The sequence below is a fragment of the Clostridia bacterium genome (genome assembly GCA_035628995.1).
Lineage (GTDB): Bacteria > Bacillota > Clostridia > Lutisporales > Lutisporaceae > BRH-c25.
The window spans coordinates 95,288-110,395 of record DASPIR010000030.1 but is presented as its reverse complement, the minus strand read 5'-3'; the positions used below and the strand labels follow the sequence as shown (position 1 = coordinate 110,395).

5 protein-coding genes are annotated in these 15,108 nt (G+C 40.7%); 1 reads left to right on the top strand and 4 read right to left on the bottom strand.

Translation table 11 applies throughout. From position 1 onward, the window contains the following. Positions 1-54: 54 nt before the first annotated feature. The 3 genes from VEB00_13950 to VEB00_13940 form a co-directional block, all read right to left on the bottom strand. Positions 55-6,033 carry an IPT/TIG domain-containing protein gene (locus tag VEB00_13950; protein ID HYF84120.1) on the bottom strand — a complete coding sequence of 1,993 codons (5,979 nt, stop codon included), beginning with the start codon at positions 6,031-6,033 and terminating at the stop codon, positions 55-57. 672 nt (positions 6,034-6,705) lie between these two features. Continuing rightward, the gene (locus VEB00_13945) at positions 6,706-7,023 is read right to left on the bottom strand and encodes a type II toxin-antitoxin system RelE/ParE family toxin (GenBank protein ID HYF84119.1); all 318 of its coding nucleotides are present in this window, start codon (positions 7,021-7,023) and stop codon (positions 6,706-6,708) included. Then, the gene (locus tag VEB00_13940) at positions 7,007-7,291 is read right to left on the bottom strand and encodes a type II toxin-antitoxin system Phd/YefM family antitoxin (GenBank protein ID HYF84118.1); all 285 of its coding nucleotides are present in this window, start codon (positions 7,289-7,291) and stop codon (positions 7,007-7,009) included. Before VEB00_13940 ends, VEB00_13945 begins: the two co-directional genes overlap by 17 nt. 292 nt (positions 7,292-7,583) lie before the next feature. On the opposite strand from VEB00_13940, the gene VEB00_13935 reads away from it, so the two are divergent. After that, positions 7,584-8,768: a PKD domain-containing protein gene (locus VEB00_13935; protein HYF84117.1), complete on the top strand. Its 1,185-nt coding sequence runs from the start codon at positions 7,584-7,586 to the stop codon at positions 8,766-8,768. Between the two features lie 38 nt (positions 8,769-8,806). On the opposite strand, the gene VEB00_13930 is transcribed toward VEB00_13935, so the two are convergent. After that, complete coding sequence (locus VEB00_13930; GenBank protein HYF84116.1) at positions 8,807-15,103, bottom strand: PKD domain-containing protein; 6,297 nt, start codon at positions 15,101-15,103, stop codon at positions 8,807-8,809. Positions 15,104-15,108 lie beyond the last annotated feature (5 nt).

Below are 15,108 nucleotides of genomic sequence, written 5' to 3'. Positions count from 1 at the left end.
TGCCCAGAATTCCTCGCACCCCGCACCCCGTACCTCGCACCTCGCACCAGAAATTTATTTTACCAACTTCCCTATCAGTACATATTCTCCGGTTTTTATTATTTGGGATTGAGCCTTGCCGTTAAGGTTCTGGGTAGTTATTATCTGAAGCTTTCCTGTCGTTCTGTCGTAGTATGCTATGTACACACCGCCCGGATACAAGCTTTTCTTTGATTCTGCGTAGTTTAGAAGCAGGTTTATATCTCCGTTAAAGCTCTTTATCCTTGTCGTTGTATTTTGTACTTGCATATTCAGATTGATGCTGAAGGGGTTCACCATTATCTTATAGCCTCTTGGCAGTCTGATTCTGATCTCATCACCCTCAGCGCCTAGTGTGCGGTCTATTGAAACCCTCATATCAGTATCATCCTTAAGAGAGTTGTCTACTCTTGTTACTTCATCAACAGCAAGGTTGGATGCCTTCAGGTTAAGCTCCATGTCCTTGTCATTTATCTTTATCTTGCTGCTAGGATGTTTCTTTATAAGTTCGAAGCTTATCTTCACAATCTTCGGATCGGCTATTATGTAGCTCGGCTGTTCAAAGTTCACCACAGCCCCCGTGCTGCTTCCTACAGACTTCTCTCCTAAGGTATAGGTAAGCTCCAAACCGTTTATAACTGTACTGTCCTTCTGCTCCACTCCTCCTGTGTTTGCAGTCTCATCCTGGTAGAATGTGACTACCTTTTCCTCCAGAGTCTTATAATAGCCTGTGGAGTTTGAGTACTTCGAGGTGCCGAACAGATTGACAGACCTCAGCTTTATGCTGTACCAGGTTGAAGGCATAAGTCCGTCAAGATAGTATCTGAGTCTTGTTTCACTTATTTCTGCCGGTACTATGCTTCCAAGATACTGGTATATGCCTGTGGTTTTTTTACCGTTTTCACTAATGGATACATATATTTCATAATAACTGACATCCTCAAGCTTATCCCATTCCAACTTCAAGGTATCGCCGTCAACCACTTCCACCTTTAAGCCTTCTGGCGTATCGGGCACTGGCTTCTGGTATTGCCCTGCTATTTCATTGCTTATACCACTGTCGCTGTTTATTACTATCACACTGGTTTTACCCATAATAAGCTTTGGAGTAGTGCAGAGGATGCTTCCGTCTGCCTGCCGGGTCACTTCTGTCGCAAGGGTTCCGCCGATTATAACCATCGTAGCGTTGTTAATATTGAGGCCTTCCAGTCCTGATTCTCCAGCCGTTAATTCTGACTTGGCCTTCAGGGTACCTCCGAATATTACCTTTATACCCTCCATGAACTGTATTCCCTCAAGCTTTATTTTCTCTCCACCCTCTACAGAGAGCACTAGCGGGTTAATTTCATCACCCTTATCATCAAATATTCCTGTGATTTCGGGTGAGCTTATTATTGTAAGTCCATCCTTCACTTCAGCAATTCCAAAGTCGGTGTTCTGCACCTGTACTGTCTTCTTGCCTGGGGTCACTCCTGTCGGAACAACCGCATAGATGTTCTGGTAAACCTGCAGTTTGTCACCGTTTGGCAGTGTCTTTTCTTCTCTGGTGGTCACACATGCTACTCCGTCAATCAGCACAATAACACCGGCCTTGAAATTTTCTCCGGTTATATTAATCCTATTGTTTCCTCTGCTTGAGGATTTGTCCGGAGTTATAGTAGAAATGACAGGATTGCTTTCAGTAGACCTATATCTTATGTAGTGCGGTATCGGAAGCATTGTTGAATCATAAGTTCCGCCGTCCTGATTGACAACAACTATCCTGTAATCCTTATCTGCATCTTCATCGGTGCCTTGTGGAATTTTTACCACCAGCTGGTCATCATCTATGCTCTTTGAAACTATCTCCAAAGGCATATCATTAAGGTATGCCTTCACGCCTTTTCTAAAATCCGAGCCTGTTATTGTAAGGAAGGCGCCGCCATCAAGCGGAACAACTGTGTACAGTTTTGAGTAATCCGCTATATCATTTGGATCATATTCAACATCATCTTTTTGGCTTATACTCCTGGCACCGTTCTTAGGGTCGATGCCGGTTATCACTGGGCTGCTGTCCGGATTAAGTATTGTAATTGGGCTGACTGCTGTACCCCTGTCATCATTGATTACACTCAGGTTCCTGAGGCCTATCTTATTTACAGGCGGGGATTTAGCATCCACCTGCTTGCCTTCGTCCAATACCTTTGCATACGGGGCAATTCTCCTTGTTATAGTAACTGATGATGGTGTTGTCTCTACCAATATCCCTTCATCATAAGCGTTTGAGCTTCCCAGGTCCATTTTGTGGTTTAGTATGAAAAGGTGGGATGAACCGACCTGTATGTCTGCTTGTGTATATGAGTCGAACTCGGGAGTCCCATCCGTGTCTGTATAGTGCCGCTCTATTGGCGTAGGTTCAGTAGCTGATGCAAGGGATATAGTTACCTCTACCTGCTGATATACTGCTGAAACAACTGTGTCAAACCTCAAATCGCCTATCACTGCAGAAGGCGGTCCGATGACTGTGTCAATCACAGCTTTGTCCCCTGTTGATTCATCACCAAAGGCAACTATTGTATCAACTGCCGCTGCAGCACTTGTACCAGCTCCAGTATGCCTATTCACTTTTTCTGTGGTGCTGACGAACAATTCGCTTGTGCCCCCCGTTCGCAAGCCGCTTCCGTTTATCTGTACATTTACATTTCCCAGGTTGCTCATGGAATTCGGCATTACACTGGTTATTTTAGGCTGGGATTTTGTATAGTTAAAGCTCTTATAGGTGAAGGTACCCGAGTCATAGTTTACAAGCACAACGTCCACAGGGCCCGAAACCAGGCTTGAAGGTGTTATTACCTTCAGACTCTGTACGCTTGTCATTGTGAGCTCAGTCCATATTACCTCCGCTTCCCTGCCGTTGAAGTACACCTTAGGCAGACCATCAAGAGTCATATCCGGTGATCTTCTAAAGTCCTGCCCTTGGAGGATAACAGTATCTTTTCCTGCAGCAGAACCTGAACCGGGTGCTATTGAAGTAATAATGGGATGGCTTCCAGGTACCCTATACCTAAAGCCCTCTTCAGCAATCTCATCATAGTGAACTGCAGTACCACCGTCATAGTTCACAACCATAACCGGCACCATAAGCTCATCATCACCGGTAGGAAGCGTGTACGGATACTTCGGCACCAGTGCCCTCAACATGCCTGAATTAATAAATTGCACATCTGCCGACAGTTCCGAGCCAAAATATACCTCCAAATCATCCTCTCTGAAATCCGAGCCTATTATCGTCACTACCGTTCCTCCATCCACAGAACCGTTGTTTGGGCTGACGCTGTAGATGGTTGGACTGGTAGATGGATTCATGTAGTTAAACCTTACATCTTCCTTGGACTTAGCTCCATCAGGATTCAAAACCTCCACTTTAAGGGAACCAAGAGGTATCTGCGTCCATTTCATATAAGGAGCTTTACTCGTTGATCCGGCATAACTGTAGAATCTGTCCGGTATATCCACATATATGGTGGTTAAATCCTGAACATCTACCATATGTCCATTTAGTCCATATGAATTATCAGTATCATCATCTCCGTCTGGATCATACCAGTCATCATAATATATATCATTGGTTGGGGTACCATCGGGATTGGCATTGATAATATCACCTTGATCGTCATACTTGTATGCGTTAAGCTCCATGCCTCCCAAAAGTACTACTGATCCTTTCTTCTTAGGGTCGTTGTTGACTACACTATTATCAGGCAGTATGAAGTCCTCACCTTTTATTATAAGCTTGGTGCCTTTGCCGCCTTTTATAGGTACTATGCTTGTTATCTTAGGGTTTGATGTAATAAGCTTATACACAAATTCAGCGCTTACCATGGTGCCGTCTTCGTTTATAAGCTGAAGCATTGTCTCTCCAGGTACAGTGCCTGGCGGGGGAATGATTGTCACTGTCCTTCCATCGGAGGATACCCTGCCAAGTATTGTGGCTTCTTCACCATCAATTGTTATCAATACCCTATGGTTCTGGTTTGATGAAGTATCGAAGTTGTTACCCGTTATTATTACTGTCTCTCCGCTTACGATACCCCCTCTTATATCTGCATAGGGCTCTCTCAGCTGGGTTATAACAGGCATTTTGGCTTCCAATCTGTTGGGTATTTTAAAGTTAAAGGCAGTGGGCTTTATTCTCTCGCCTCCACTGGGGTTTACCACTACCACATCTACTGCTCCGTCTCCAGTCGTTCCGGCTGGAAGGATGCATTTTATCTTGGTTCCAAGGGTTAGGATTCTACCATCTACCAAATTGTTATCTTCGTCATACACCTTTACATTGGAGCATTTGGTATTCCCCACCCTTACCTCAGGCACAGCATCCTTTTCGGGAGGCAGCATAGCTTTATCGACTACCTCGAAATTGGATCCCGTTATAGTCATATATATCCCTTCTTTGTTGTTTGTGGGACCAAAATCCGGTGTTATTGCCTCTATTTCCGGTGATATTTCATTGGGTAAGTAAGTAAACCCGTTCTTGACAGCATATTTTTCCGACCTTGTATATAATGCCTCTCCGCTTGGGTCTGAATCATCTACGACTGTGGTAATTGTCTCTATAGTAACGTCAACTATCTTGGGCTCATTAAGATATAGGTTTACGTCAGCAGGCTTCACATAGATAATATCCTTACTGAGGCTGTAGTTCGTATATACTGAATCAGTAACTGTAGCGTCTCCATCTATGGTGACCCTGAACTGCCTTATAATTGTTACATCCTTTGAGTTGTCATATCTGCCGATATATCTGAGCTTGTAGTAAGAATGATTATTGAAGCTTCCATACGTGCTATAACCAATGATAGTGTTTAGAGGTAGATCAATATCCGCTGGTGAAATTGCAGTTGGCGACACATTGGTTATCTTGTCATAGCCCGTGCCATTGAAGAAGCCAATGTTTCGGCCTTTTATCTGTATTATCTTCTGCTCTGTTTCCTTCTTAAATTTAGGGTTGATACCCTCATTATCTATGGATAGAGAGTTTCCTATATCCAGATATAGAAAGGCTGCAGGTATTGTCAACTCACTGGACAGGTTTTTGGAGCACAGGATCAAATCCGCAGTACCTGCTTGAGTCCTTATGGGAAGCTCAAATTTGACCCCTATTGTTTGTCTTGAGGCATTTAATATTAAACCCATATTTTTTCCTTCATAGCCCCCGCTCTCATCAACCCTATCTATGAAGATTCTTATATCATCCGTAAATTGACTTAAATCAGTACTTGTGCCATATATACTTATTATGTTTTTATCTGTTCTTGGACCTGCGTTTGGATCAACCCTTCCGACTTCGATGCCAGCTAGTCTGTTTACAACACGTATGCTGTCTTTATATATGATAAATATCTGACTTCCGGGTGTGACTCTCTCAATCCTCACATCAGAAAGTAAATTTTCGTTAGGGGATTTTACCTGAGGTATCTCAATGCTGCTTTCGCTCCTGACAATACACTCGGACCCTATGGTATATTTCGTCCCTGCAACCAGCAAAGTGTCAGTAGTATTGCTCAAGTTTTCGAACTGGCTTCCGGATATGGTGAGGGGATCGTTTACATATACCTTCCCTTTGGAAACGCCTTCAATGGTGGGTATTACCTCGAGGTCTATATTTCCACTCAGTTGTGTCGGTGTTCCTCCGTCATCCACAGTCACATTTATTATGTTTGACCTGTTTTTAACCTCTGAAAGTGAGTCTGGATCGTCAATTACAATACAGGACGAGTTAGATTCAGATTCATTTATTTGCACGGGAATACTCCCAGATGTACCTACTCTTACGATTGGCTCATTAAGGTCACTTCCGTATATGTACAATGTTTCTGTAGTTCCATTGGCAGGATCAATTACTCTCTCAAATCGTATATCGCTGATGGCAGGAGCAGCTTGTACCACCATTACATCCTGGAATAACGAGAATACTATTATAAACGTCAATAAAAACGACAAAAACTTTCTTGAGGTCAGCATAAATCTTTTCACAAACAATTCCTCCTGTTAGTTAGATTCGAGACTCTAGACTCGAGACCCGAGGTTTAAAAAGAGCTCCGAAGCCCACCCTTCATACTCGTATCTCGTATCTCGTATCTCGTATCTCGTATCTCGAGACTATATATATTTATCGACATTTTTCATCTACGGCTAAAGTATAAAAATCACTTAAATTATACCATAATTTCCAGCTTATTTTCAGGAATTGTAACCTAACCTTAACATTACAAAATATTACAAATATTAGATGCAAAGAATTATGTATAAAAATAATTCGAATACCTCTTTTATTGCATATTTATGCATACACAATTATTGTAATGCTTCTAATATATTTGTAAATGAGCATTTTCGCTTAATTCTCCCAATCGCCGGAATATGCATAAACAAAAGGTTTTATTACAGTTTAATTAAACGGTCATCTAATATACTATAACTTTTTCACAAATTTTTCACATTTTTTTCACAAAATCTATTGCATATTCATTCTTTATGCATTATAATTATGATTGTATTTAACCCCTGAATAACTCATAGCTTATGGAGACACACACACAATCGTTAACCCCACTCATATTGCACCTTAACGGGTGCGCTTTTTTTTGCTCAAAATAGGGGCTTCAGCAATTAATTGCTAAAGCCCCTATTTTCGACAAGGTAAAATCATATCAACCATTTATAATCCTGTCGGCAATCTAAAACATACTCAACAAATACCATATCATCTTTTAATTGATAAATAAGTAAAAAGCGCTTATTAATTATCATTTTGCGATACTTGTTGGCAGGAAGTATTGGATCTGAAAGCCATGGATTCCGTTCAGGAAAATACTCTAATGATTTAGCTGCTTCAATTATTTCTACACGAAGTCTATCTGCGGCTTCCAGGCTCAACTGCGCCGTGAAGCGGATATGCTGAACGAGCATATCCGCCGCTCTATCAGAAATAACAACCGAATAGAATTTATTTCTGCTGTTCATTGGCAACCTCCCCAATGGCCTTTTTCATTTTCTCATTCAAAGCATCAACAGATAAACCTTTCTTACCAGCTAATCTATCCTCTTCGACTGCAACCAGAGTTTCCCTAAGGCGCAGCATATTCTCACGACGTATAAAAGCGTTAATATCCATCACAACTAAGTCGCCCTCACCATTCTTGGTTAAGTAAACCGGCTCTCCTGATTCTTTACAGAGAGTTGATATTTCATTATAGTTATTTCTAATTGCTGCAGACGGTTTAATCTTCATAATTCCACCTCCAATATAGCAGTATTATATACTTATTATAGTATTATATTACTACACTAATTCTCGGCTTTCAATTATTTTATCTGAGAGCAGGCGAACACTGTTCGCCCCTACCTGAGTACGCCCAATAGGCACCCCTATAGTGGACCTTGCATTGAAACCCGCAATACGTTACTCGCAACCCTGCACCTCGCACCTCGAACCCTGGACCCATTAAATATTTTTCAAAAATTTGTAATTATTGAAAGGAAAATATTGTTTTATGTAGAATATTGTAGGTTGAGGTGGTTATATGGACAATCTTGTTGTTGCAGAAAAGTATGAAATAATCGATACCTTATTTACAAATGAACTGCAAGCAGTATACACAGCTAAAAAATCAGGTGCCGATGATGGAAAGCAGTTTATAATCAACGAGTTCAAGGATACTGATACTATATACGGCATGAAAGACAGCTTTTCTAAGGAGAAGTGCCGCTATATCAGGAATATCATTGAAACCTTCTATGAAAATTTCTGCTTCTATGTGGTATGCAATATCTGTTCAGGGCCCGCCTTGGAAACCTATCTGTCCAACAACAACCTCAGGCTTACGGAAAAGATGTACCTGACCGAAAGCTTGCTCACCCAACTCATTGAAATGGAAAAACTCAGCCCTTTTATTGTTTTTTCACTTTGTGATACAGATAATATTACAGTAGTCAATAAACGGAACATCTGCTTCAATTGCAACCTCAAGCTTACAGCCGAAAAAATGTCTGCATCCAGAAGTGATGTGTCTAAAAGGGTAGGGGAAATCATAGGCGCTGTTTTCTCAAACACATTGGCTACTGATTTGAATTATATAAAGGACAATACCCCACCAGCGCTATTTTCCATAGTGCAAAGCTGCCTGGAAGGTAAATACGAATCAATAGCAAAAGTATATAGTGATTTTAAATCTTTGCTTTTGTACTCAGTATTCATAGGCAATGGATCCGTAGACATGCAGATGAGAAAGAACCTCCAGAAAGCAAAAATCAAGCGTAGGCTCACGCCGGTGCGCAGACTTGCAGCAATAGTCCTAATACTGCTGCTGACAGGGGGCATATGGAATTATGTAAAGGATTTGGATATATACACTTTAAATAAGAACAGAATTGCGGTGCAGAACACAAAACCTGCAGCTCAGTTTACAGCTAATAAGGATCAGGTTTTTGAAGGAGATACAGTGTTTTTTATAAGTCAAACCTCCGATCCGGATGCCAATGACAGTGTAAAATCTTATTCATGGATGATTACGAAGGATTCCAAAACAGTATTTGATTCTTCTAATCAGAATATAGCTTATAAATTTTCAGCAGTTGGCAAATATGAAGTTAGCCTTGTGGTTGCAGATGCTCGGGATGCAACAAGCGAGCCATATAAAACTATCATAAACGTATTGCTAAAACCTATTTTGCCTAGTACAGGAACGGATTCTGAGAATAATAAGTAAAAACTTCGGAGCATGCACTCCGAAGTTTTTTTCTGCCTTTATGGACGGTTTATTATAACATTGCTGTCATCCAGATTGCTTTTTATATGACTATATCTTATTACATCACCGATCTTATAGGGCCGCTTCTCTACTGTCCTCTCCAAAGGCCACTGCTGTAGATTATAATCATATCTCATTAGTCCATTTTTATAGCCTTTTATCTCAAAATTCACTATTATGTCACGGTTTATCCTGCTTGCTTTGGCATTGGTTGAGGATGTCCCCAGGGGGACCGCCCACGCTGTTCCGGGAATCAGGTATGAGCCTCTCCAAGTTGCAGTGTTTGCCCCCGTTATCGTCCTATCATTCCTGCCCAGAGTTATGACTTCCCAGCTTGCATGGCCTCCTTCTCCTGCCTTCAGTACCTCATGAGAACTGTTCTCCCAGTACAAGTCACATTCCTCTGTATCTCTCAATAAGGCATCGCAGGTATAGAAATGTGGTCTTATTACTATCGTATCGGTATCGTCATTGAAGTTTATGGCATCGAGTTCATATTCAAATAGATATCCTTTTGTGAGACCGTCTACTATAACACCAAAGTTTCGATAATCAACCGCCATACCATTTACATTTATGGGCTTGTCATCATACTGTCCTGTGGCTGAGTTATAGTAATAGCTTTCCAAATGCAGGTCTTTCACTTTCATAACTCTAAAACTCAATAGCTTAAAACTCTCCTGTACCACAATATCCCGGGTGTAGAAATTATTCAGATTGTATGAGCTGTCTGCGCCTCCGTCTGACCATAAGCCATTGCTGTCTCTTACACGCAGATAAATTCTATATTTACCCGGGCCTGTATCATTATAATCAGTCTTCACATTACTATCGTAGCCGGTAAGTGAGCCGCCTCCGTTATTGCTTGTTCCGTACTGCCCATCAATTATAGGCGTGATCGGCAGCGTATCATCCTCATTGAATTTTTTGACTACCCAGTTCCATCTTGTCAGTGTAGATAAACTTTGTGGGAAGGACTGATCTTTTACTCGCAAGAGATCATTTATGCTTAATGGGTTATTGTCCACTGTAAACAAGGCTATTGGAGAATTAGCTGCATCCAGTTCTACTGTCATGTAATCCGACCATGTACCCTCCAGATCCCGAACCCGTAATTGTATGGTGTAAGTTCTATCAGCCAAACAATCAGCCTTATTAATTCTCTCACTGTGCCAGCTAAGCTCAGCCTTTTCCTTCCAACGCCACTCACTAGCTGCTATCCCCTTATCGGCTCTCGAAGTATGGTCGCGGTCATAACTGCCAACATCTGCAGCCACAACAGTAAAGGTTCCGTTGCCATTTGGAGTGACATTAACACGGAACAATGCAACCGGCTTTTCATGGACATATAGTGTTACATTCTGGTTTCCGGTGCTCCACAATCTATAATTGTCAAACCTATTATCACTCTTGGGGTTGTCCCTTGCCTTAACATTTATTGTATACCGGCCTTTCTTCGTAAACTTAGTTATTGGCGTTGTCAATGTCTGCCCATGAAACGAGGCAAGTCCCATGCTGTTCTCGAAGTAGTTTGGCTCATGGTTGTATGCCCAGCTTTCGGTATATTTCCGATCATTCTCATAATCGTTATATATTACCTTGTAATCTACTGTATCGTTGACAACTATATAATTGGTCAGATAACTTGAATCATTCAGGTAAATGCTTGTTATGTCGTTTACTGCCTGCTGGTATTGTCCTTGAGAGAAATACTTTGTATCCCTTACGTTTGTTTGAATATCTCTCAGTGTAATATACTGCTTTGTTGTGTCGTTTATAACTATCCTGGTCTTAATTAGCTCATGAAGTGTTTCTCCTAGAGGATACCATCCCCTATAACCTGTTTTCCCAAAATAGCCTTCACCGTAAAGCTTGCCGTCTTTAGTTACAAAACAGAATCTATTAGCACTTTTATCAAAAGCAGAATCTATGATATTCTCATATATTACACTGCCTGTAGTCATATCTTTCAAATTGCCTTTATCAATGTAGTAGCTTTTCGTCACAAAAGATTGCGTACTGGAAGAGCTTTTATTATATCTAAAGCTATATGCATCAGAGACACTACTACTTGCGAGAGTTAAATTAATTATAGGCGTAGTCGGAACAGTATAAATAGTCGTATCAACCCATTTATATAGCTCCCCATCTGTTGTCAATATGGCCGTCGTACCAATACCAGTAACAACCTCTTTAATTGTTTTATTCCTTAAAGCGGGAACATCTATATATGTTGTTACAGTTCTGTAGTAAGCAGCACCCTTATATCCAAAATATTTTTGATTCCATGTGCATGGTATCCCCAATTTCCCATCCGAGTATGTTCTAATCCCATCCTTTTCAGAAACTACATTTGTAGCTATATACGCCGGGTTAGTCATATCCTGAAAATAATAATCCTTAGATTTAATATGCTCATATAATAAACTATTAAATTGATAAATTGAATTGCCTACAATACAATTCATTCCTTTAATGGGTTTAACCGAGCCGAAACCATAAAAAGAGAATGTCTCTGTGGTTGAGTTATATATACCTCCGTATAATGGTTTTATGTTTATATCTCTCATATAGTACACATATGTTTGCAGTGTACTATTCCAACGGCTGTCCTTCCATACTACGCCAACCTGAACATTCCCATTCTTGTATATCAATATGCTTGCATAATCCTCAAAATCGCCATCTTCCCACTCTCGTGCATCCATATATGCATAACCCGCCAAAGGTGCATTATAGAAGGTTTTTACAGTTCCACCACCTTTGAATACGAAATAAGTACCACTTGTACAGCTGATCAGGTAAGAACCTTCTCCGTATGGTAATCCATTCCCATTAAAGACATCTATTACATCCGTGTAATTACATATAAAGCCTTGAGTACCATATACAAACTGTCTCAATATGCCATCTGAAGTTACTGCCCATATAATGCCGTTATTTAATATATCCCCGTTTCCGTCCTTTTCTTGAATTACCTTAGAAACTCCTGTTACAACGGTATTAAAGTTAGCCCCATCTACTCTATATTTCAACGTGCCATTTGTAAGAAGTATGTATTCCCCATATATATCTTTTACCTCTCCACCTATGTTTACTATTGCAGGGTAATCAATTATAGCCATTAATGCACCGTCTAGGGACTTGAAATATGATAAATTCCCTAAATATACTTCTTTTGCTTTTTCTTGACCAACAGCAGTATCTAATGTTGCCTCCGGGGTCACAATATAGGGTTTTACATTGTTTGCCTTTATATAGTCCTGTTCTGCTTTTGCAAGCCCTCCGAAGGGGTAATGTGTTCCCCATGCGCCACTATATATTTTACTATTGTTATCACCAATAAAAAGCAAATACCTATCACTGTTTTCCCTTAAAGGGGCGGAAGTGACACTTGCGAAATTTACACTGTTTACATTAACTGTTACATCACTAATTTTTTCCGCTCTAATAAAGCTTCTGTCTACTGATACACTCTCTTCCTCGATGTCGTCATATTCATACCCATATGTGGAACCATCATCACTTTGTAAGCCATTATACCTTCTTAATGTAAAATCCAAAACATCATAATTTTTGTAACCATCATTATTAACTTGCATATAGACATTGTAGTACCATCTTTCCCAATCAGGAGTGTCATCATCAGGTTCTTCCTCATGGATTGTCCCGCTTTTCCACCAATTCAGATTTGTAGGGTTGCGGGGCGGAAGATACGCCGCCTCACTTTCCAATGCAGTTCTTTCTTCCCATAAAAGCAAATCTTGATAATGTTCATCATCATCAGAGTTTCCATTACCGCTACTGCTCCATGAATCCCGATCTGCCTGAAAGTTGTATCTTCCATACCGTCTATAATAATACATAGCATCATTAACATGTGCAACTGCACTTGTTGTATTGACTATGGTGTATTTGACATCAATATTCTTGGCAAGAAGATTGGCCTTCTGTACATTCAAAGCAGACTGCAGGTCAGCTAATTTTTGTCCTGTATAGTCTGTTGCTATAAGGACATCGACTTCCTTCTTCTTCTTGACTTCAAAGGTTACTGTTGGAGCTGTGTTTATAACATCTATAATCTTTTGTGTGTCCGGCTTCGTTGTGAAAGTATCCGACCTCCTGTAATCAGAAGGAGTAATAAGCTCAGGAATAGTCTCTGCTGCCGGTATATCCTCCATGGCCATTACCTCCACCTTTAGCTTGCCTACCTGGTTTGTCTTGAGGGTAAAGGTCATAGGATTTCCCCCTGCCACATTATATATATCAAAGCCGGACTTTATCTTCGAATATGGTAAGCCTACATTGTTCCAGGCTGTGCCATTGGTCGAATACTTCCATACCTCTTCATCAAAATTACCATCATTATCAGTATCGTAGGAATAGAAGGCAACCGTTTTCTTTATAGTATCTCCATCAGGTGATGCAGTGAGATTGCTTATTGTTATAAGTGCCTGATTGCTGTCTGTTGGTTCTCTTAACAGCCTTGTTGTGACTGCGAAGTTTACATTAGGGTTTTGGTCTGGCACTATTGTGATTGATTTAGATTCATTGTCTGTAAGCCCTGTTGTATTTGGTGTAGTTACAGTGTTGTTATATGTCCCGGCAACCTTGTATATCACCTTGTTGATAGGGTTTCCGTTCAATGCAGCTATCGATTTCATGTTAGCAGAATTTGTTATGCTCCAGAGGTAATTAGTTATAGGGTACCTTGAAGGGCTATGGCTTGCTGAAGCATCAAGGGTTACCTTCCTATTCTCTTTGAATATGCCGTCTATTGTTAATGCGGCTGTAGGCACAGGAGGAAGTATCTCTATACTGTGACTGTCCTCTCCAGTTGCACCTTTATCGTCCGTTCCAGTCAAGGCAACATGTTCATGCCTGCTATTGTTTCCTGTATAGCGATACCACACAGTAAGCCTGTCCCCATCTTTATTTGAGTTAACAAAATTAGCATCAGGATAATCCCATACAAATTGAGTTATTATTCCGTCAGGGTCGTAGGAATTGCTTCCATCAAGCCTTACATTTTCACCTGCCAGTGCCTGCTTGGGACCGAGTATCTCCACTTCAGGAGACTGGTTTTCCGGTGGAGGATTGCCTTTCTTCACTGTAACATAGTGTGTCATGCTTTTCTGCTCAATTGTATTCTTTACAGTGAGTTTGAAGGTATAAGTTTTTTCTTCAGCCAATGCCATTGTAGGGTTCTGCATTGTGGAAAATTGTTGAAAGGCGGGCATCTCAGGAGTTTTATACTCCCACGTCCAGCTTGTGATGTTCTCACCTACCGACAAGTCTACTAAGTTTGCTGTGACAGGAAGGTTCACGGCAACAAGCTCTTTGTTTGTAAAGTCGCTGCCACCATATTTAATGGCGAAGTTAGCAAATAGACCTGGTAGTTTGCGATAATAGTACCAGTGAAAAGCGTTGTTGCTGCCATTGTTGTATGAATTGTTCACATAGCCATATCTTGCGGTCCTGCTGGTTACTGAAGCATTGGATATTATGCAAGAATCTGCTTCATCCCAGGAATAACCTTCTTTTGAACCTATGTAGGTGTATCCTGGCAGTGCAGATGGAGCCTTCGAGTATGTTGTATATGTAGGATCTGTAATATCCCTATATACAGTTTTGTTAAGTTCCTGCCCTGTATCAATGTCATAGTGTGTTTCCGTAAGGGAGTGAGGGCTTACAACGACCTTTATCTCAACGAAATACCAATATCCATAGAAATCATCAGATGAACTTGAGGTAGGACCAGGATTTTGTCCTGTTGCTCTATGGGAGCCGTTGTAAGACCAGTTGCCCCAGTAGTCGGTTTTATCCATGGGAGTATTATCCATTATGTTGAAATAAATATTATACTCGCCTACGTCATCAAAGGTAAACCCAACAGAGCTTTCAATCGTACCGATACCAGTTAACTGAGTTACACTTCCCTTATGGGAAATCTGGAAGTCATACTTATCAAATGCTGTACCACTTCCAAGGGTACTTAGATTCTTGAAGGTGACTTTATCGCCGAGATATAGGTTTAAGGTTTGTTCTGTATTTGTACTTGTAATGAGAATTTTGCCGTCTGAATCCAAAATAGAGAATTTAGCTTCCGGTTCGGAAATTCTGTATGAACGCCTTAACTCTCCATTATATACTTTTATGTAATCTACGGGGCTTTCAAACGTACCTTGCCCATAAATGCCACCATATGGAGCAGCAGCAAACACATTCAAAGGAAAGATTGAAGTAACAATTGCTATAGCAATTATAATTGAAATATTTTGTTTGGATCTCAAAATAA